Raw genomic sequence first — 19,334 nt, 5'->3', positions numbered from 1 at the left:
GTTTCCGGGGCTCCGGGTCGTGGGGGTTTCCGGGGAGCCCGACCCGCTCCGGGCGGTCAGGCTTGATCCCTGCGCGGGCCGGGCTCCCCGGAAACCTGACGTGGTCCGGCTTCGTTGACGGGTGTACCGCTTGGGGCTTGGTGTTCGGCTTCTATGTGGTGGTGCCCCGCCGACCTGTGGTCGGCGGGGCACCTTTGTGCTTCTCGTCAGGCTACGAAGCGGGTCTTGCGGCGGCGGGTCAGCACGTAGCCGACCGCGCCGGCGGCGAGCAGCAGCGCGCCGAGGCCGGCGATCAGGCCGGTGGAGGAACCGGTGATCGGCAGCGTGCCGCCGTCACCGCCGCCCTGGCCACCGTCGCCGCCACCCGGCGCCGCGTTGACGACGACCTTGGCGGTGTCGTTGGCCGGCTTCAGGTCACGGTAGAAGCCGCCGTCGCACTCGCACGGCACGTTGATCTTCACGAGGCCGGTGTCGTTGGGGATCACCTTGTCGATCTTCAGGCCGAAGTCCAGCTTCACGGTGTCCCCGGCCTTCAGGAACGAGTCGAAGTAGCAGCGGTAGTGACGCGCGCCCGGCTTGCCCGGCTCACCCCACTCGTCGCCCTTCACCGGGAAGCAGTTCTCCGGCACGGCGGTCGTGGTGGTGCCCTTCGGCACGTCGAAGGTCAGGTACGTGACCGAGCTGCCGGAGCGGCTGTAGTCGAGCGTGGCCGGGCCGTTGTTGCGCAGCCCCACCGTCGCCTTGACGGTCGCGCCCGCCTTGCCGGTGACCGAGGCGCCGAGCGCCTCCAGGTCGGTGCTGTTGTTGCCGGTGACCTTCACCTGCAGGTACGAGGCGTTGTTCTCCGGCCGCGGGTCGGCCTGGAAACCCCGCGCGGCGGCGCGGCCGGCGGCCTCGGCCAGCGTCAGCTTGCCGTCGGTGCCCGGCTTGCCGATGGTCACGTCGTAGTTGCCGAGGTAGTTCTCGAAGTCCTCGAACTCGTCCGGCGTCATCCAGATGATCTCGCCGTACCGGTTGCCGGGCGCCATGGTGTCCGCGCCGAGCGCGTACGGCAGCGTCGCGCCGAACGTGCTGCCGCCGGGGAGCTCCTCGTCGAACCGGCAGGTGCGCAGCTCGTCACCGACGTACGTGCAGTTGCTGTAGTGCTTGGCGGCGTTCATGCCGTAGTCGTTGTAGAAGACGACGGCGGCGCCCTTGGCGGTGGTCTCGCCGACGTTCGTCACCTTCAGCGGCGCGGTGAAGCCCTTGCCCGGAGCGGCCGACACCGTGGTCTCCGGGCCGGCGGCCAGGTCGACGCCCTCACCGACGCGCACCTTGGCCTCGTGCGAGACGCTGTCGACGCCGTTCGCCGACAGCGTCACCTTGAGCGTGCCGGTGTCGCCGTCCTGGGCCTTGCCGGTGGGCTTGATCTGCACCGGGAAGACGCCGGACAGACCCCACTCGTCGAGCTCCACCTCCCAGGGCGTCGTGCACACGAGTACGTTCGCCGACGGCGAGGTGCAGTCCGTACCGGTGTTCTCCTCCTCGCCGACGGTCACCTTGCCGGCGAGGCCGGTGAGGTCGTAGCGGACGGTGAGGTCGTGCAGCACGACCGAGGTCGAACTGCGGATGATGCTGTAGTCGATCTTGCCGTCCGAGTCGGCGGCGATCGTCGTGTCGCTGAAGTAGACGCCGAGCTTGACCTTGGGGTCAGCCGCGAAGCCGGGTGTGGCGGAGGCGGCGACGAACGCGCCTGCGACGCCCAACCCGGCGAGCAGACGCCGGCTGGAGTTGCTGAGCATGTGGAGGGTCCTCCCGTGGGGGTGATCAGGTGGAGCCCACGGAGCTTAAAGATTCCTTAAGGGATCGCGTTGTCCCAGATGATGAATATTGACCGAACGGATGATCGTCGCCGCCGCAATGTTCCAGCCGCCCGGGACCGTCCTTCAAACGGACACCGGGAGGTGCAGTGACGTACGAGGAGTTCGCCGACGCGCGGTTGGGCGCCCTGCTGCGGTACGCGGTCATGCTGACCGGAGACCCGCACCAGGCCCAGGACCTGGTTCAGGACACCATGGTCCGGGTGCAGCTGCACTGGCGGCGGGTGGCTCGCAGCGACGCCCCGGAGCGATACGTGCGACGCATGCTCACCAACCAGTTCATCGACTGGCGGCGCGGCTCGTGGGCCCGGCGCGTGCTGCTGCGCGGCGACGTCGACGACTCGGTGCCCGCGTCCGCCGACCACGCCCAGTCCGCAGTCGACCGGGACCAGGTCCGCTCCTGGCTGTCCCGACTGCCCCGGCGGCAGCGCGCCGCGCTGGTGCTGCGCTACTACGAGGACCTGCCGGACGGGGAGATAGCCGAGATCCTCGGCTGCGCCGTGGGCACCGTCCGGTCCAGCATCTCGCGCGCGCTGGCCACCCTCCGAGCCGAACTCGTGGAGGTCTCCTGATGATCGAGGACGAGCTGCGGGCCGCGTTCGCCCGCCTCGAGGAGTCGACCCCGCCCGTCGGCCCGGTCCGGGCCGCAGTCGACCGGGCGGTGATCACCCGCCGTCGGCGCCGTCGGCGCGTACGCCTGGCCGGCACGGCGCTGGCGGTCGCCGCCGTCGCGTTGGTCGGCTTCACCGCCATGGCGCCCCGGCCACCGGCGCCCACGGCGGCGCCCCTGCTCGCCACGCCGGAGCCGGAGCCCGGCGGCGCGCTGAACCTGCTGCTGCTCGGCGTCGACCAGTCGGCCGGCAGTCGCCGTGCCGACTCGGTGCTGCTGGTGCACGTGCCGGCCGACCGGAGCCGGCTCTACCTGGTGTCGCTCCCGCGTGACCTGCTGGTGCCGGCGCCGGGCGGAACGGAGAAACTCAACGCGACCTTCTCCCGCGCCACCGGTTCGGGCACCGACCTGGCGGCCGGCTACCGGGCGACCCGCCAGGCGGTCGCCCGGCTGACCGGGGTACGCGTCGACGCGGGCGCGGTGCTCACGTACCCGGGGGCCCGTGACCTGACCGACGCGGTCGGCGGCGTGCCGGTCTGCCTGCCGGAGCCGGTCCGCTCGGTGCACACCGAGCGGCGCTTTCCCGCCGGATGCCAGCGGCTCGACGGCGCGGCGGCGGTCGACCTGCTGCGGCAGCGGTACGGCCTGCGCGACGGAGGACTGGACCGCGACCGCAACGCGGCCCGCTACGCCGCCGGCCTGCTCCGCCAGATGCGTGAGCGGGGAACGGCGACCGATCCGGCGCAACTCAACCGGCTGCTCATCCGGATCGGCCCGGCCGTCACTGTCGACGCCGGTGACCTGTCGTTGCCGGCGCTGGTGGGCGCGACCGCCCGGGCCGGCGCCGCCGAGCCGGTCGCGGTCGCCTTCCCGGTGCTCGCCGAGTGGAACGGTCGCGGGTACGAGGCGGACCCCGAACTCACCCCGGGGTTCCTGGACGCGCTGCGGGCCGACCGGCTGGGGGAATGGGCCGCCGCCCATCCGGCCCGGGTCACCGGCCTGCGGTGACCCGGGCGCCGGATCAGCGGTAGTCGTCCTCGTCGGCGGTGACGACGCGGGCCTGCTCCATGGCGTCCCAGTCGTCGACCTCCAGGCCGCGGTGCGGCTCGCCGTCGCTGTCGTCGGTCACCGTGGTGGCCTGCTCGACCGCGTCGGCCGGCTCGGCCTCCAGGTCCCGCTCCTCCGGGGCGAGGTGGTCACTGGGCGCGAAGTCCTCGTCGGGCTGACCCATCGTCCCTCCCTGTCTCCGTGCGGGCATCGTCCCCACCACCGTACGGGCTGGTCCGGGCCGCCGCCCGGCGGCGGGCGGAACGCGGAGTCGGCGATTGTCCCGCTCCCGGCGCGCGGCCGGTGCCAGGATGGTTGCCATGGGCTTTCTGATCCGACTGGCGATCACGGCGGTCGCGTTGTGGATCGCGACGCTGATCGTGCCCGGGGTGGAGGTGAGCGGCCGCAACACCGGCAACAACGTGCTCACCCTGATCGTGGTGGCGCTGGTCTTCGGTGTCGTGAACGCGGTGCTCAAGCCGCTCATCAAGGTGTTCGGCTGTGTGTTCTACCTGCTCACGCTCGGCCTGTTCGCGCTGGTGGTGAACGCGCTGCTGTTCCTGCTGACCGACTGGATCGCCGGTCTGCTGAAGCTCCCGTTCCACGTGGACGGGTTCTGGGCCGCCTTCTGGGGCGCCATCGTGGTGGCGGTGGTGAGCTGGCTGATCAGCGTCGTCGTGCCGGACCGGCTGGAGAATCGGTGAGCAGCGCCCGGGCCGGTTGTGCCCCGTGCGCGCTCCTACGGGATACTGCCCGCGGTGGACAGCGCGGTCCGGCGCACCCGTGGACGTGAGCGACCGGAACGGTCGCGCCCATGGAAGACAGCGGCCTGCACGGCCGAGAGCGGTAAGTAAGGAGCGTTCGACATGCCCATCGCTTCCCCTGAGGCTTACGCGGAGATGCTGGACCGGGCCAAGGCCGGCCGGTACGCGTACCCCGCGATCAACGTGACCTCCTCGCAGACGCTGAACGCGGCGCTCAAGGGCTTCGCCGACGCGGAGAGCGACGGCATCATCCAGGTCTCCACCGGCGGCGCGGAGTACCTGTCCGGCCCGTCCGTGAAGGACATGGTGACCGGCGCGGTGGCGTTCGCCGCGTACGCCCACGAGGTCGCCAAGAAGTACCCGGTGAACATCGCGCTGCACACCGACCACTGCCCGAAGGACAAGCTGGACAAGTTCGTCCGGCCGCTGATGGCCATCTCGCAGGAGCGCGTCAAGGCCGGCCAGGAGCCGCTGTTCCAGTCGCACATGTGGGACGGCTCGGCCGTGCCGGTGGCGGAGAACCTGGAGATCGCCGAGCAGCTCCTCACCGAGGCAGCCAAGGGCAAGATCGTCCTGGAGATCGAGGTCGGCGTCGTCGGCGGCGAGGAGGACGGCGTCGAGAACGCCATCAACGACAAGCTCTACACCACCGTCGAGGACGGCCTGGCCATGGTCGACGCGCTCGGCCTCGGCGAGAAGGGCCGCTACATGGCGGCGCTGACCTTCGGCAACGTGCACGGCGTCTACAAGCCGGGCAACGTCAAGCTGCGCCCCGAGGTGCTCAAGCAGATCCAGGACGCGGTCGGCGCCAAGTACGGCAAGGACAAGCCGCTCAGCCTGGTCTTCCACGGCGGCTCCGGCTCGCTGCTCTCGGAGATCCGGGAGGCGCTGGACTACGGCGTGGTGAAGATGAACATCGACACCGACACCCAGTACACCTTCACCCGCCCGGTCGCGGACCACATGTTCCGCAACTACGACGGCGTGCTGAAGGTCGACGGCGAGGTCGGCAACAAGAAGATGTACGACCCGCGCGTCTGGGGCAAGGCCGCCGAGGCCGGCATGGCCGCCCGCGTGGTCGAGGCCTGCGAGCACCTGCGCTCCACCGGCACCACCATGAAGTGACCCTCCGCTTGTAAGGAAGGGCCCCTTGTTAACGCCGTGCGTTAACAAGGGGCCCTTCCTCTACCGGAGGCGTTAAAAAGGGGCCCTTCCTTTCACTGCACCAGCAGGCGGACGGCGTCGCGTACGTCGTCGGTCAGGTGGATCGTGTGCGACAGGTCGCCGAACGGGGACGCGGCGAACAGCGGCCGCAGCAGCGACTCCACCGGCAGCTCGGTGGTCCAGTACGCGCGGTCCAGGAACACGTACGCCCCGCTCGCCCCGTCGGTGCCGTAGAACGTCTTCGTGGCCGCCTGGAACACCTCCTGCACGGTGCCGGCCTTGCCTGGTGCGAACACGATCCCGCCCCGGGCCAGCCGCAGGATCGTGTCCTCTCGGATGGCGTTGGAGAAGTACTTCGCGATCCGGCCCGCGAACAGGTTCGCCGGCTCGTGGCCGTACAGCCAGGTGGGGATGGCCAGCCCGCCGGACCGGGCCCACTCGGTGCCGGGCGCCGACGGACGGGGCGACGGCAGCGACGGGCCGTCCGCGTACCGCTTGCGCACCGCCAGCGCCGCCGCCGTGTACCGCTCGTGGTCGGTGAAGTCCGGCGCGACGGCGAGCGTGTCGATCGCGGCGGACAGCTCCTCGGCCGGCCACGCAGCGAGGAACGCGCCGAGGTTCGCCGCCTCCATCACGCCCGGACCGCCGCCGGTCACCACCAGGCGGTCGGCCCGCGCCAGCTCCCAGCCCAGCACCGCCGCCATCCGGTACGCGACGCTGCCGCGCGGCACCGCGTGCCCGCCCATCACGCCCACCACGGACTGCGGGCCGTGCGCGGCCAGCCACGACCGGGTGGCGTCGGCCAGCGCGTTGTCCACACCGTGGTCGTGCAGTCGCTGCCCGAGCGCCTCGCGTACGTCCGGCAGCGCGCCGCCGTGCGCCCGGAAGTGCGCGTACACCCGGGTGTCGTACATCCCGGCGAACCCGCTCTCGGCGAACCCGGCGGCCAGCTCGTCGGCCGTGTAGAGGTGCGACGGCTGGGTCGGGTAGGGCAGCCCGGAGAACGGCGGGACCACGTTGGCGCCCCGCCGGACCAGGTCCGCGCCCACCTCGCGGCCGGCGAACCGGCAGCCCACGAAGAGCGTGCCGGTGACGTCGACGTGGCGCAGGTCGGGGACCGGGTCGAGGTCGAGGCGCAGGCCCTGCACGGTCAGCCCGGCCAAGGTCCCCCCGGCCAGCCGCTGCTCGAACGCGGTGCGGGTCTCGATCTCGTTGACGTGGGGCGCGTGCGGCTCGATGACGTCCGCGGGTGGTGGAGTCGGCACCCCGTCATCCTGCCTCCGCACGGCAAGTGCCGAAACCGGGGGCGGGAACGACAGGAGCCCGGCGGGCACGCCGCCGGGCTCCTGCGTAACCGGGTCCTGGGGAGGCTCCGGATCTGTATTTGTAGTGCAAGAACCACGTCGGCGGCATGGGCCGCGGGTACGTGTGCTCCCGCCGCAGGCGTGACGAAACCCTCAGCCGTTCAGCCAACCGTACGGGCGAGGCCCCTCGCGTACCCGATGGCGAAGCGGGTTGAATGGGGCGATGCAGAACCTGTTGCCTGAGCCACCGGCCACCCTGCTCCCGGCCCACGAGGAGGCCGACGCCGCGCTGGCGGCGGCGGCCGAGCAGGGCACCGACGAGGCGTACGCCGAGGTCGCGGCCCGCTTCCCGACCTACAGTGCGGCCTGGGCCGCGCTGGCCGGCCGCGCGCTCGCCGCGGGCCAGGTCGTCACGGCGTACGCGTACGCCCGCACCGGCTACCACCGGGGCCTCGACCAGCTGCGCCGCAGCGGCTGGAAGGGCCACGGCCCGGTGCCCTGGTCGCACGCACCCAACCAGGGCTTCCTGCGCTGCCTCTACGTGCTGTCCCGCGCGGCGGGCGAGATCGGCGAGGCGGACGAGGCGGCCCGGTGCGCCCAGTTCCTCCGTGACTGCGACCCGGCCGCCGGAGACGCGCTCTCCGGCGACTGACCACTGCCGCGACGGCCGGTCCCCACCCGGGTACCGGCCGTCGCGCCCGTCCTACAGCCCTTCCGCCACCGACGCGGCGATCTTCAGCCAGGCGTCCCGGGTGGCGGAGGAGAGCTGGCCGTACCGCAGCGGCTCGCCGGTGTCGATGAGGCGCTCGTACGGCGCCAGCAGCACCGCCCGGGTCCGCGCCGCGAAGTGGGCCTGGATCGCGGGCAGGTCGATCTCCTTGCGCGACGGCGGCATCGACACCACTGTCACCGCCTGCCGGACCAGCCGCTGCCGGCCGCTCTGCTCCAGGTGGTCGAGCATCCGGGCGGCGGTCTCGGCCGAGTCGTTCCGGGCCGACATGGTCACCACGAGCTGGTCGGTGGCGTCCATCGCGGCCTGCCAGTTCTGCGCCCGGACGTTGTTCCCGGTGTCCACGAAGATCAGCTTGTAGAAGCGGCTGACCACCTCGCGGATCTCCGCGAACGCGGCGGCGGTGAGCATCTCGCCGCCGGTCGCCGACTCGTCCGAGGCGAGCACGTCGAACATGCCCTCGCCCTGCGAGCGGACGTACTGCGAGAGGTCACCCACCCGGCCGTGCGGCCCCTGGAACTGCGCCAGGTCGCGCAGCATGTCGCGCACCGTACGGGCGTGGAAGTCCTGCTGCGCCCGCATGCCGAGGGTGCCCTGGGTCTCGTTGTTGTCCCAGGCCAGCACGTATCCGCCGCGCTTCTGGCCGAACGTCATGGCGAGCAGCAGGATCGCCACCGTCTTGCCGGCGCCGCCCTTCGGGTTGACCACAGTCACCTGGCGCAGCCCGCCGAAGTTGCGGCGGACCATCTCGATGTCGCGCTTCACCTCCTGCTCGTGCCGCCCGGGCGCGAGCCGGACCAGCCCGATCTTGTTGACCACCGCGCGTACGCCCATGGTGGCCACCGGGTCGACCGGCCGGGCCTGGCGGCGGCGGGCGAAGTCCTCGGCGGTCGGGGGTACCGCCTGCTGCGGCGTCCAGCCCTGCTCCGGGTACGCCGGCTGCTGTGGTGGCTGGGGCGCGGCCGGACCGGACACCGGCGGGGCGGGCACGTGCGGTGGCACCGGGGCGCCGGTCTGCGCCGGCCCGGTCTGCGCTGGGCCGTTGTGCGCCGCGACTGCCTGCGTCGGACCGGCCTGCGCCGGACTGGCTTGCGCCGGACTGGCCTGCGCCGGGCCGGTCTGGGCCGGGCCGGGCTGTGGCGTCCAGCCGGGCGGCGGGTACCAGCCGGGCTGGCCGGGTTGCGGCTGGTAGCCGGCCTGGGGGTAGCCGGCCTGCGGGTAGCCGTTGCCATAGGGCGACGGCGGCGCCGGCACGCCCGGCGACGGTGGGAACGGCCCGAGACGCGGCGGCTCCGGCGCCGGCTCACCCGTGCCCGGCGACGACGCTCCGGTGACCTGCGCCCGGCCGGTCACCGGGGCGGTGTCGGGCGGCGGGAGCGCAGTGCCGGCGACCGAGGCCCGGCCGGAGACAGCGCCGTCGGCGTGGACGGCCCGCGCCGGGTCGGTGCCGGACCCCGGCGTGTCGCTGTCAGCGGGAACGAGGTCTGGTGCGGAGTCGGCGGTGGCCCGCTGCGGCGGCTGGGCCCACGGAGACACGGCCCGGCCGTTGCCGGCGCCCTCGCCGTCCGCGTCGGCCGTCGTCCGCGCGTCGGCCGAGCGCGCCGTTGTCCGCGTGTCCTCCGGGTCGGCTGCCGTCTGCGTGTCAGCCGGGTCCGGCAGTGTCCGCGTGGCGGCCGGATCGGGAGCGGGCGCGCCCTGCAACGAGGGATATGCGGCGGCCGGATCCGGGCCGGGCGCTGCCTGCGACGCGGGAGGCGTGGCGGCCGTGACCGGTGAGCCCGGCTGGGCCGGCGCCGCGCCGGCAGGCGGCTGGTCGAGCGTGAACGGCAGGTCCAGGTCGACCGCGGGCGCCGGTGGCCCCGGGACGTCCGACGTCGACGGCGTGGGGGCGTCGGCCGGCGGAAGCGGCCAGGGCACGGCCGCCCAGGGCGGGGCGGTGACCACGCCGTCGGTCTCCTCCGGCGGCCAGAGCGGCTCGACGTCCCGCTCCGGCACCTGCCCTCGACCCGGCACGTGGGCCCGGTCGTCGTTGTCGTGCACCACGGTTCCTCCCCATTCCTTCCGCCGAGGATAGGCGGTACGGCCAGCGGCGCGAGCCGGACGGGGATCGACCGAGGTCAGCCCGTCCAGACCGCCCAGGCGCCCGGCTCGGTCCACCAGGAGCGCTTGCGGCTCAGCTCGCCCTCGACGCCGTCGTCGAGGAAGGGCACCTTCTCGTCGCGGGGCACCACCGCCACCGCACGTCCCCGCGCCCGCCGTACCTCCAGGCGGACCTTCTTCCGGCCCAACGCCGACCGGGTCACCACTGGTACGGCGACGCCGACCGTCACCCGTCCGTCGGCCGGGTCCGGCCCGCCCAGCAGGTCCACCTCGCCGAGGCGCGCGTACCCGCCCGCGTTGCCGATCGCGCACGCGGTGATCGGCTCGGCGCCGTCGCTGAGCACCGTGCCGTCGACCTCGACCCGGGCCCGCCAGTGCAGCGGCCGGCCGGCGTCGTCGGCGGCGCCGAGCAGCGCGCCGTCGAGCGTCACCGAGCCGCCGTCGTTGCGCAGCAGGTCCAGCCGCCGGGCCGTGCCGTCCAGCACCGCCGCGGCCACCCCGGCCGGATCCCGGGGCAGCCCGAGCTGCGCGGCCAGGTCACGCGCCGTCCCGGACCGGGCCGGATCGAGCGGGAGTACGCCGACCGGGGGCAGGTCGGGCACCGTCCGGTTGTCGGCCAGGTCCGCGGGGCGGCGGCTCGGCGGCGGAGCGTACCGGCGCACCAGCCGGCGCAGGACGGCGCGCAACTGACCGTCACTGGCCGTGGCGACGATCAGCCGGGTCTTGCCGTCGGGGTCCGGCCAGGTGAGGCCGTCGGCGCGCGGTGGGCCGTCGAGCCGGGCCAGCACCTCGTCGATCTCGGCGTCCGACCGGGCGGTCACCGTGGTCACCCGGGCACCCCGGGCGGTCAGCTCGTCCGCGCAGGCCAGCACCGGTACGCGCGGCGTCTCGCAGCGCTCCTCGCCGCTCTCGGCGGCGGTGTCGTCCGCGCCGCCGCAGCAGGCGCCGCCGCTGCCGCAGCCACCACCGGGAGCGTCCCGCTCCGAGCCGAGGGTGAGCAGCACCACGTCGTACACGAAGGAGCCTCCTGCTTCTCGACCAACCCCTGCTGGTCCCGCCGTCACTACTTGTTAGCCTGACACCCCGGGCTCGCAGACCGGTCGCCACCTGGCACCCGAGCCTTCTGGAGGCGGAAGAGATGCCAGCGATCGTGCTGCTCGGCGCCCAGTGGGGCGACGAGGGCAAGGGCAAGGTTACCGACCTGCTGGGTGAGCGGGTCGACTACGTCGTGCGCTACTCCGGCGGCAACAACGCAGGCCACACGGTGATCACGCCGGACGGCCAGAAGTACGCGCTGCACCTGATGCCGTCCGGTGCGCTGTCACCGAGCGCGATGATCGTGATCGGCAACGGCGTGGTGGTCGACCCGAAGGTGCTGCTGCAGGAGATCGACGGGCTCGCCGAGCGCGGCGTGGACGTGTCCCGCCTGCGCATCTCCGGCGACGCGCACCTGATCATGCCGCATCACCGGGCGCTGGACCGGGTGGTCGAGCGCTACCTCGGCAGCGCCCGCATCGGCACCACCGGCCGGGGCATCGGCCCCGCGTACGGCGACAAGGTCGCACGGATGGGCATCCGCCTGCAGGACCTGCTCGACCCGGGCATCCTGCGCAAGAAGCTGGAGCTGGCGCTCCGCGAGAAGAACCAGCTGCTGTTCAAGGTCTACAACCGCAAGGCGATCGACGTCGAGGAGACGGTCGAGGAGTACCTCCAGTACGCCGAGCGGCTGCGCCCGTACATCGCCGAGACCCGGGTGATGCTCTGGGACGCGCTCGACCGCGGCGAGACCGTGCTGCTGGAGGGCGCCCAGGCCACCATGCTCGACATGGACCACGGCACCTACCCGTTCGTCACCTCGTCGAACCCGACGGCCGGCGGGGCGTGCGTGGGCGCGGGCATTCCGCCGACCGCGATCACCAAGGTCATCGCGGTGAGCAAGGCGTACACGACGCGGGTGGGCTCCGGCCCGTTCCCGACCGAGCTGTTCGACGACAACGGGCAGCACCTGCGCAAGGTCGGCCACGAGTACGGCACCACCACCGGCCGGGAGCGCCGCTGCGGCTGGTTCGACGCGGTGGTGGCCCGGTACGCGTGCCGCCTCAACGGCGTCACCGACCTCGTGGTCACGAAGCTGGACGTGCTGACCGGCCTGGCGAAGGTGCCGATCTGCGTCGGGTACGAGATCAACGGCGAGCGCTTCGACGACATGCCGATGACGCAGACCGACTTCCACCACGCCACGCCGATCTACGAAGAGCACGACGGCTGGTGGGAGGACATCACCAAGGCGCGCACCGAGGACGAGCTCCCGGAGAACGCGAGGCGCTACATCGCCCGCATCGAGGAGCTGACCGGTACCCGCGTGAGCGTGGTGGGTGTGGGCCCGGGCCGAGAGGAAAACGTCCTCCGCCACCCCCTCCTCCCCTAACCCCGCCCTTTGCACCACTCCGTTGATCATGAAGTTAGCGGCTGTTTTGTAGATCCACATCGCCGCTAACTTCATGATCAACGGGGCGAGGGTGAGGGCGAGGGGGTGGGTTATCCACAGGGTGGGGTGGGTTGTCCACAGGGGCTTCGCGTGGGTGGGGTGCGCGGGGACGCTCGGTGGGTGGAACGGGCTTGGGTGATCCGGCAGATCGCGCGTGACCAGGGCGGCGTTGTCACCCGTGTGCAGGCGCTCCGAGCCGGCTACAGCAGGCACGAGATCGACAATCTCCTGACCTCGCGCCGGTGGCGGCGGCTGGCTCGTGCGACCTACGCCGTCGAGCGCTCCGGCCCCGACTGCGTGGAACGGCGTCGGCGGATCCGGGCGGCGGTCCTGTCGCTGGGCCCGGCGGCGCACGCAGTGCTCGGCACCGCCGCCGAGCTGCACGGGATCGCGGGGCTGCCGAGAACGGGTGCGATTCACGTCGCGGTGCCGGGTCGCGCGGCCCGGCCGGCCCGCGTCAGGGATCCTGCCGTGACGTTGCACCAGTTCGAGCATCCCGAGCAGGCGCTGACGACTGTCGACGGCATTCCGGTGACAACTCCCACGCACACGCTCGCGGGACTCGTCCTCCGGGTGCGCCGCTACTACGCGGTAGCCCTGCTCGACTCGGCGCTCAACCAGGGAGTGATCGACGAGGGCGAGTTCGGCGCCATCCCCGCACTGATCGCGGGCCGGAGGGGTGTGGTGAACGCGCGGCGCCATCTGGCCGAGGCGAACGGCGGCGCCCAGTCTCCGCTGGAGACGCGTACCCGGTTGCGGTGCGTCGACGGCGGCGTCCCGCCCGACGCGCTCCAGATCGAGGTGCGCGACGCCGATGGTTACCTGCTCGGCATCGGTGACATGGGCTGGCGGGCGGCCCGGGTGATCGCCGAGGCGGACGGGAGAGATCCGCACTCCACGCCCGGTGCGCTCTTCGACGACCGGCAGCGGCAGAACCGCCTGACCAACGCCGGCTGGACCGTCCTCAGATTCACCTGGCCCGACACCCTCCGCCCCGACTACATCCCCCAGGTCGTCCGCGCGGCACTGGCCGCGAGGAGCGGGGATCGATCATGAAGTTGACGGCGATTTCGATCTCACATCCTGCCGCCAACTTCATGATCAACGGGGTGGGGTGGGGTGGTCAGTAGGATGCGGGGTCGTGCGCGTACTTCTTGTGGGTGGTGGTGGGCGGGAGCACGCTCTCGCGCTCGGACTGGCCGGTGACCCGGCTGTCGAGGCGCTCGTCGCAGCGCCGGGGAATCCGGGGATCGGCGAGGTCGCCTCGCTTCGGGAGGTGACACCCACCGACCCGGCGGCCGTGGCGGCCCTCGCCGTCGAGGTCGCGGCCGACCTGGTGGTCATCGGCCCGGAGGCGCCGCTGGTGGCGGGCGTCGCCGACGCGGTACGCGCCAAGGGCATCGCGGTGTTCGGCCCGAGCGCCGAGGCGGCCCGGCTGGAGGGCTCGAAGACGTTCGCGAAGGACGTGATGACGGCGGCCGGTGTGCCGACCGCCCGCGCGTACACCTGCGAGGACGCGGCTGCGGTGGCGCGGGCGCTGGACGAGTTCGGCGCGCCGTACGTGGTGAAGGACGACGGGCTGGCCGCCGGCAAGGGCGTCGTGGTCACCGACGACCGCGCCGCCGCCGAGCGGCACGCCGCGGAGTGCGGCCGGGTGGTGATCGAGGAGTACCTGTCCGGTCCCGAGGTCTCCCTGTTCGTGGTGACCGATGGTGAAGCGGCGGTGCCGCTGCTGCCCGCGCAGGACTTCAAGCGCGTCGGCGACGGCGACACCGGCCCGAACACGGGCGGGATGGGCGCGTACGCGCCGCTGCCGTGGGCCCCGCCGAACCTGGTGGACGACGTGATGCGCGACGTGGTGCACCCGACGCTCGCGGAGCTGCGCGACCGGGGCACCCCGTTCGCCGGCCTGCTCTACGTGGGCCTGGCGATCACCCCGTCCGGCCCGCGCGTGATCGAGTTCAACGCGCGCTTCGGCGACCCGGAGACCCAGGTGGTGCTCGCCCTGCTGGAGACGCCGCTGGGTGGGCTGCTGCACGCCGCCGCCACCGGCACGCTCGGCGCGCACCCGCCGCTGCGGTGGCGCGACGGCGCGGCGGTGACAGTCGTGGTGGCGGCCGAGGGCTACCCGGCGGGCCCGCGTACCGGTGACGTGATCACCGGCGCGGACCGCGCCGGGATCATCCACGCCGGGACCCGCCGCGACGCCGACGGCACGTTGCGCTCCGCGGGCGGCCGGGTCCTCTGCGGTACGGCGACCGGCCCCGACCTGGCCGCCGCGCGCGACGCCGCCTACGAGTTGGTACGCGAGGTCGAGCTGGCCGGCTCCCACCACCGCACCGACATCGCGGCGGGTGCGGTGGAGGGCCGGATCACGATTCCCGGCTGACGGGCGACGCCCCGCGGCGGGACCGGTTCGCGGGGCGCCGTCCGTCAGTCGAAGTAGCGGCGCAACTCCCGGCTCAGCACCTTGCCGGTGGCGTTGCGCGGCAGGTACTTGACGAACACCACGTCCCGGGGCACGGAGAAGCGGGCCAGGTAGCGCCGGACGTACTCGCGGACCGCGTCCGGGTCGAGCGTCTCGCCCGGCCGCAGCGCCAGGAACGCGGCCAGCCGCTGGCCGTAGTCGGGGTCCGGTACGCCGATCACCGCGACCTCGCGGACCTGCGGCAGCCGGGCGATCAGGTCCTCCACCTCGGACGGGAACACGTTCTCGCCGCCGGAGACGATCATGTCGTCCGCCCGGCCGTCCACGAAGAGCAGGCCGTCGGCGTCGAGCCGGCCGAGGTCGCCGGTGTCCAGCAGGCCGTCGCGGCTCTCCCGCCCGACGCCCGAGGTGTAGCCCTCGAAGAGCATCTCGTTGCCCACGAAGATCCGCCCGACCTCGCCGTCCCGGACGGGGCGGCCGTTCTCGTCCAGGATCGCCAGCCGGGTGCCGTGCGGCGGCCGGCCCGCGGTGGTGGGCGCGGCGCGCAGTTCGCGTGGGCCGGCGATGGAGGCCCAGGAGACCTCGGTCGAGCCGTAGAGGTTGTACAGCACGTCGCCGTAGCGGTCCATGAAGGCGGTGGCCAGGTTGCCGGGCAGGGCGGATCCGCTGACCGCGACCACCTTGAGCGGGGGCCGGGGCAGCGGCGGCTCGACCTCCATGAGTCGTTGCAGCATCACCGGTACGGCGAACATCGCGTCGCACCGCTGGGCGACGAGCGCGGTCAGCGTGGCGGCGGGGTCGAATCGGCGGTGCAGCACGACTGTGGCGCGCAGCGCGAACGAGACCTGGAGGGCGGCGTACCCCCAGGTGTGGAAGATCGGCGCGGCGATCATGGTGGTGTTCCGCGCGTGCAGCGGGATGCGGTCGATGATGGACACCAGCGGGCCGAAGCCGTGCGGGGTGGGGCGGCGGGCGCCCTTGGGCGCGCCGGTGGTGCCCGAGGTCAGCACTATGGTGCGGCCGTCCCGCTCGGGCGGCTGGAGTTGTTCGCCGGGGACCGCGGCGGCGATCAGCTCCTCGTGCCGCCGCTCGTCGACCCGGTGCACCTCGGCGGGGAGGGCGAGGACGCGCTCGGTGAACTCGCCGTCGTGGACCAGGACGCGCAGGCCCTGTTCCTCGGCCACGGTGCCCAGCTGAGCCGCGGACAGTCCGGTGTTTACCAGGACGGCGTCCGCGCCGAGCAGCATCGCGGCGACTATCGCCTCGATCAGGCCGTGGTGGTTGCGGCAGAGCACGCCGACCCGGTCACCGGCCTGGACGCCGAGGTGGGACCGGAGGGAGCGGGCCAGCCGTTCGGAGCGCTCCAGCAGTTCCTGGTACGTCATGGTGGCGCCGCGCTCGTCGACCACCGCGACGCGGCCGGGGTCGCGGGCGGCGGCCTGGCGCAGCTCCCCGGCGAGGCTCCAGCCCCACCGGCGCAGCGCGTTGAGCTGCGAGACGACCCGGATCGGACGGCCCGGGGTGAGTAGTCCACGGCGGGTCAGCGTGGCGGCGATGAACGGCAGGTCCAAGGCGCAACTCCTTCGCGTTCGTGGTTCGTCGACCAGGCTCCGGACGGGTCGGCCGTCCGGTTTTGCGTGATCTTGCGCCCGATCGCGGGTCGGGTCGGCCAGGCGGGGACGCCCGGCCCGCGACGGCGCTGCCTGTCGTCACGGGCCGGGCGGCGTGCCGCCGGCGGTCAGCGGATCTGCATGCCGGAGATGGCCCGGGAGATGACCAGCCGCTGGATCTCGGAGGTGCCCTCGAAGATGGTGTAGATCTTGGCGTCGCGGTACCACCGCTCGACCGGGTGGTCGCGCAGGAAACCCGCGCCGCCGAGGAGCTGGACCGCCTTGTCGGTCACCGAGACGGCCACCTCACCGGCCTTGAGCTTGGACATCGAGCCTTCGCCGGCGGCGAACGGCCGGTTGTTGCGGCCCATCCAGGAGGCGCGCCAGACCAGGAGCCGGGCGGCGTCGATCTCCATCTTCATGTCGGCGAGCGCGAACGCGACCGCCTGGTTGGTGATGATCGGCCGTCCGAACTGGACCCGTTCCTTGGCGTAGTCCAGGGCGTACTCGTAGGCGGCGCGGGCCACGCCGAGCGCCTGCGCGCCGACTGTCGGACGGGACAGCTCGAACGTCCGCATCGCCGCCTGGCCGGAGGCGCGCTGCCCGGACCGGGCGCGGGCCAGACGCTCGTCGAGCGCGTCCTTGCCGCCGAGCAGGCAGCGGCCCGGCACCCGGACGTCGTCGAGGAAGACGTCCGCGGTGTGCGAGGCGCGCAGCCCGAGCTTGCGCAGCTTGCGGGTGGCGGTCAGACCGGAGGTGCCCGGGGGTACGACGAACGCGGCCTGCCCGCGCGAGCCCAGCTCGGGGTCGATCGAGGCGGTGACCACGTGCACGCCGGCGATGCCGCCGTTCGTGGCGTACGCCTTCTGCCCGTTGAGCACCCACTCGTCGGTGGCCTCGTCGTAGACGGCGCGGGTACGCATCGATCCGACGTCGGAGCCGGCTTCCGGCTCGCTCGTGCAGAACGCGGCGACGGCCGGGGAGTCGACGTCGCCGAAGCACTGCGGCACCCATTCGACGAGCTGGTCGGGGGTGCCGGCGCCGTAGATCGCGGCGACCGCGAGCGAGGTGCCGAAGATGCTCAGGCCGATGCCGGCGTCACCCCAGAAGAGTTCCTCGCTGGCGATCGGCAGGGAGAGGCCGGTGGGGTCGGCCCAGCAGGTGGCGAGGAACTCGAAGCCGTACAGGCCGACCTTCGCCGCCTCCTGGATGATCGGCCACGGGGTCTCCTCCCGGGCGTCCCACTCGGCCGCGGCCGGGCGCACGACCTCGGCTGCGAAGCCGTGCACCCAGTCGCGTAGATCCCGCTGTTCCTCGTTCAGGTCGAGCGAGAACTCGGCCATGTCAGGCCTTGGGGATGTCGAACAGGTTGGCGATGTTGGCAGCCAGGCCCAGGTCGCCCTTGGCCTTCAGCTTGCCGGTCATGAACATCATCACCGGGTTGGCGCCACCGGAGACGATCTTCAGGAACTCGACCGGGCCCATGGTGAGGCTCAGCTTCGGGTCGCGGGTTGCGGTCTCCGAGACGGTGCAGGCGCCGTTCTCGATGACGATCTCGTACGTGTCGGTGCCACCGTCCGGGCGGCCGGTGATGTTCCAGTGGATGACCGCGTTGGTGGCACCGGCGCGGTCGGCGCGGAACAGCGTGGGCATCCGGTTGAAGACCTCGCTGAGGATCTTGCCGCGCGACTCGCCGGACATGATCTCGGCGATCTTGGCGTCCGGCGTGGACTTGACCAGCTGCGCGAACTCCTTGGGGCCGACGTTCGCGAAGTTGGCCGGGTCGAAGTCAGTCATCAGGAAATGCACCTCTCGGGCGGGGCCAGCTTGGTTACTCTGGCGTAACCCTACGCACGGGTAGGTATGCTCGCAAGAGTGTCCAGCACGCCGACCTTCAAGCGCCTCCCCCGAGCCGTACGCGAGCAGCAGATGCTCGACGCGGCGGTGAAGGTGTTCTCCCGTCGCGGCTTCCACGCCGCCAGCATGGACGAGATCGCCGACGACGCCGGCATCTCCAAACCGATGGTCTACGCCTACCTCGGCACCAAGGAAGAACTCTTCATCGCCTGCCTGCACCGCGAGAGCACCCGGATGATGGAGGCCATCGCCGGCGCCGCCGCCCCCGACCTGCCCGCCGACGAGCGGCTCTGGCGCGGGCTGCGCGCGTTCTTCGGCTTCGTCGGCGCGCACCGGGACGGCTGGGCCGTGCTCTACCGGCAGGCCCGCGGCTCGCAGCCGTTCGCCGCCGAACTCGCCGCCATGCGGGGACGGCTGGTCGAGGTGGTGGCCGGGATGCTCGACCACGCGCTGCGCGCCGCCGGACGGGAGGTCGGCGCCACCGACCTGGAGGTGGTCTCGTACGCGCTCGTCGGCGCCTCCGAGTCGCTCGCCGACTGGCTTGCCGACCACCCGGAGGCCGATGCCGGCAAGACCGCGACCCGGATGATGAACGTGGCCTGGCTCGGCGCCGACCAGCTGTTGCGCGGCGCCACCTGGCACCCCGGCGCTGTGTAAGGAAGGGCCCCCTCTTAGTGAGTGTTTGAGATTTGGGGTGCGGCGGCGTGTCGGGTTGAGGTGAGGGAAGGCCCTCGGTAGGTCCGGTGGTGTCGAGCCAACCGTTTCCATACCGAGGGCCTTCTGATGACGTTGTACCCGATCACTGTCACGCCGTCCGCGTCGCCCCGCCGTTATCCGTCGCAGCGGGTGCGGCGGGAACGGGAACGGGCGGTGCGGCGGCGGTATCCCAGTGATCTGACCGATGCGCAGTGGGCGTTGATCGCGCCGCTGGTCACGCCGGTGTCGGTCGGTCGGCGGGGGCGGCCGCCGTCGCATCCGATGCGGGCAATCGTCACGGCGATCTTGTATGTGGCCTGCACCGGTTGTCCGTGGCGGGCCCTGCCGCGGGAGTTCCCGCCCCCGGGGACGGTGTACTGGTGGTTCGCTCGATGGCGCGATGACCACACGTTGATGCGTCTGCACGACCGGTTGCGGGAGCAGTGCCGTACCGCCGCCGGACGGCACGCGCATCCCAGCGCCGGAGCGATCGATTCTCAGTCGGTGCGCGCCGCGGACACCGTGCCCCGACACAGCCGCGGTTTCGACGTCGCGAAGAAGGTCAACGGCCGTAAACGCCACATCGTCGTGGACACCATGGGCCTGCTCCTGGCCGTCATGATCACCGGCGCGCACGTCAACGACCGCACCATCGCCCGTGACCTGCTCTGGCGCAC

18 protein-coding genes are annotated in these 19,334 nt (G+C 72.5%); 10 read left to right on the top strand and 8 right to left on the bottom strand.

The genetic code is table 11. From position 1 onward, the window contains the following. Nucleotides 1-206: 206 nt before the first annotated feature. Nucleotides 207-1,781 carry an LPXTG cell wall anchor domain-containing protein gene (locus A4R25_RS22220; RefSeq protein WP_064447950.1) on the bottom strand — a complete coding sequence of 525 codons (1,575 nt, stop codon included), beginning with the start codon at nucleotides 1,779-1,781 and terminating at the stop codon, nucleotides 207-209. 167 nt (nucleotides 1,782-1,948) lie between these two features. On the opposite strand from A4R25_RS22220, the gene A4R25_RS22215 reads away from it, so the two are divergent. Next, on the top strand, nucleotides 1,949-2,431 hold the full coding sequence (locus A4R25_RS22215) for a SigE family RNA polymerase sigma factor (protein WP_043327561.1): 483 nt from the start codon (nucleotides 1,949-1,951) through the stop codon (nucleotides 2,429-2,431). Then, nucleotides 2,431-3,477 (top strand): LCP family protein, encoded by a 1,047-nt coding sequence (locus A4R25_RS22210; RefSeq protein ID WP_064447949.1) that lies wholly within the window; start codon nucleotides 2,431-2,433, stop codon nucleotides 3,475-3,477. The genes A4R25_RS22215 and A4R25_RS22210 overlap by 1 nt, the downstream gene beginning before the upstream one ends. A 13-nt stretch (nucleotides 3,478-3,490) precedes the next feature. Here A4R25_RS22210 and A4R25_RS22205 read toward each other — a convergent pair whose 3' ends face one another. Next, nucleotides 3,491-3,700 (bottom strand): hypothetical protein, encoded by a 210-nt coding sequence (locus A4R25_RS22205; protein ID WP_030500565.1) that lies wholly within the window; start codon nucleotides 3,698-3,700, stop codon nucleotides 3,491-3,493. Nucleotides 3,701-3,836: 136 nt separating this feature from the next. On the opposite strand from A4R25_RS22205, the gene A4R25_RS22200 reads away from it, so the two are divergent. Both A4R25_RS22200 and fbaA read left to right on the top strand, forming a co-directional pair. Beyond that, nucleotides 3,837-4,220, top strand: coding sequence for a phage holin family protein (locus A4R25_RS22200; protein ID WP_064447948.1), 384 nt, complete (start codon nucleotides 3,837-3,839; stop codon nucleotides 4,218-4,220). Between the two features lie 162 nt (nucleotides 4,221-4,382). Then, nucleotides 4,383-5,405, top strand: coding sequence for a class II fructose-bisphosphate aldolase (fbaA, locus tag A4R25_RS22195; RefSeq protein WP_043327558.1), 1,023 nt, complete (start codon nucleotides 4,383-4,385; stop codon nucleotides 5,403-5,405). Between the two features lie 92 nt (nucleotides 5,406-5,497). On the opposite strand, the gene A4R25_RS22190 is transcribed toward fbaA, so the two are convergent. Beyond that, nucleotides 5,498-6,709 (bottom strand): LOG family protein, encoded by a 1,212-nt coding sequence (locus A4R25_RS22190; RefSeq protein ID WP_210869622.1) that lies wholly within the window; start codon nucleotides 6,707-6,709, stop codon nucleotides 5,498-5,500. A gap of 262 nt (nucleotides 6,710-6,971) precedes the next feature. On the opposite strand from A4R25_RS22190, the gene A4R25_RS22185 reads away from it, so the two are divergent. Further along, nucleotides 6,972-7,400 carry a DUF3151 domain-containing protein gene (locus A4R25_RS22185; RefSeq protein WP_043327556.1) on the top strand — a complete coding sequence of 143 codons (429 nt, stop codon included), beginning with the start codon at nucleotides 6,972-6,974 and terminating at the stop codon, nucleotides 7,398-7,400. A gap of 51 nt (nucleotides 7,401-7,451) precedes the next feature. Here the strand turns inward: A4R25_RS22185 and A4R25_RS31215 are convergent, their stop codons facing one another. Next, a complete protein-coding gene (locus A4R25_RS31215) occupies nucleotides 7,452-9,521 on the bottom strand; it encodes a hypothetical protein (RefSeq protein ID WP_064447947.1) in 2,070 nt (689 codons plus the stop codon). Nucleotides 9,522-9,595: 74 nt separating this feature from the next. After that, nucleotides 9,596-10,594 (bottom strand): diacylglycerol kinase family protein, encoded by a 999-nt coding sequence (locus A4R25_RS22175; RefSeq protein WP_064447946.1) that lies wholly within the window; start codon nucleotides 10,592-10,594, stop codon nucleotides 9,596-9,598. Between the two features lie 122 nt (nucleotides 10,595-10,716). Between A4R25_RS22175 and A4R25_RS22170 the strand changes: the two genes are divergently transcribed. The 3 genes from A4R25_RS22170 (at nucleotide 10,717) to purD (ending at nucleotide 14,455) form a co-directional block, all read left to right on the top strand. Further along, nucleotides 10,717-12,006 (top strand): adenylosuccinate synthase, encoded by a 1,290-nt coding sequence (locus A4R25_RS22170; protein ID WP_043327554.1) that lies wholly within the window; start codon nucleotides 10,717-10,719, stop codon nucleotides 12,004-12,006. Nucleotides 12,007-12,186: 180 nt separating this feature from the next. Next, entirely contained in the window at nucleotides 12,187-13,122 is a 936-nt protein-coding gene (locus A4R25_RS22165) for a type IV toxin-antitoxin system AbiEi family antitoxin domain-containing protein (RefSeq protein ID WP_064448119.1), read from the top strand. Nucleotides 13,123-13,207: 85 nt separating this feature from the next. Then, a complete protein-coding gene (gene purD / locus A4R25_RS22160) occupies nucleotides 13,208-14,455 on the top strand; it encodes a phosphoribosylamine--glycine ligase (protein WP_064447945.1) in 1,248 nt (415 codons plus the stop codon). Between the two features lie 44 nt (nucleotides 14,456-14,499). Here the strand turns inward: purD and A4R25_RS22155 are convergent, their stop codons facing one another. The 3 genes from A4R25_RS22155 to A4R25_RS22145 form a co-directional block, all read right to left on the bottom strand. Beyond that, a complete protein-coding gene (locus tag A4R25_RS22155) occupies nucleotides 14,500-16,065 on the bottom strand; it encodes an AMP-binding protein (protein ID WP_064447944.1) in 1,566 nt (521 codons plus the stop codon). 167 nt (nucleotides 16,066-16,232) lie between these two features. Continuing rightward, a complete protein-coding gene (locus A4R25_RS22150) occupies nucleotides 16,233-17,447 on the bottom strand; it encodes an acyl-CoA dehydrogenase family protein (RefSeq protein ID WP_064447943.1) in 1,215 nt (404 codons plus the stop codon). Between the two features lies 1 nt (nucleotide 17,448). Further along, a complete protein-coding gene (locus tag A4R25_RS22145) occupies nucleotides 17,449-17,901 on the bottom strand; it encodes an SCP2 sterol-binding domain-containing protein (protein ID WP_043327552.1) in 453 nt (150 codons plus the stop codon). 78 nt (nucleotides 17,902-17,979) lie between these two features. On the opposite strand from A4R25_RS22145, the gene A4R25_RS22140 reads away from it, so the two are divergent. Further along, nucleotides 17,980-18,618 (top strand): TetR/AcrR family transcriptional regulator, encoded by a 639-nt coding sequence (locus A4R25_RS22140; RefSeq protein ID WP_030500578.1) that lies wholly within the window; start codon nucleotides 17,980-17,982, stop codon nucleotides 18,616-18,618. Nucleotides 18,619-18,831: 213 nt separating this feature from the next. Further along, nucleotides 18,832-19,334, top strand: a 503-nt coding sequence (locus A4R25_RS31210; RefSeq protein WP_197494952.1) for an IS5 family transposase, incomplete at its 3' end; no start/stop codon positions are given.

The sequence above is a fragment of the Micromonospora sp. NBRC 110037 genome (genome assembly GCF_001652995.1).
GTDB classification, from domain to species: Bacteria; Actinomycetota; Actinomycetes; order Mycobacteriales; family Micromonosporaceae; genus Micromonospora; species Micromonospora chalcea.
Note: the sequence above shows the minus strand (reverse complement) of the source record. Positions and strands in the feature narration are given on the sequence as shown.

Bases quoted from the DNA above. Each gene is read 5' to 3' on its own strand.
- A4R25_RS22220 (WP_064447950.1), bottom strand. From the start codon at position 1,781: ATGCTCAGCAACTCCAGCCGGCGTCTGCTCGCCGGGTTGGGCGTCGCA.
- A4R25_RS22210 (WP_064447949.1), top strand. From the start codon at position 2,431: ATGATCGAGGACGAGCTGCGGGCCGCGTTCGCCCGCCTCGAGGAGTCG.
- A4R25_RS22205 (WP_030500565.1), bottom strand. From the start codon at position 3,700: ATGGGTCAGCCCGACGAGGACTTCGCGCCCAGTGACCACCTCGCCCCG.
- A4R25_RS22200 (WP_064447948.1), top strand. From the start codon at position 3,837: ATGGGCTTTCTGATCCGACTGGCGATCACGGCGGTCGCGTTGTGGATC.
- fbaA (WP_043327558.1), top strand. From the start codon at position 4,383: ATGCCCATCGCTTCCCCTGAGGCTTACGCGGAGATGCTGGACCGGGCC.
- A4R25_RS22185 (WP_043327556.1), top strand. From the start codon at position 6,972: ATGCAGAACCTGTTGCCTGAGCCACCGGCCACCCTGCTCCCGGCCCAC.
- A4R25_RS22170 (WP_043327554.1), top strand. From the start codon at position 10,717: ATGCCAGCGATCGTGCTGCTCGGCGCCCAGTGGGGCGACGAGGGCAAG.
- A4R25_RS22150 (WP_064447943.1), bottom strand. From the start codon at position 17,447: ATGGCCGAGTTCTCGCTCGACCTGAACGAGGAACAGCGGGATCTACGC.
- A4R25_RS22145 (WP_043327552.1), bottom strand. From the start codon at position 17,901: ATGACTGACTTCGACCCGGCCAACTTCGCGAACGTCGGCCCCAAGGAG.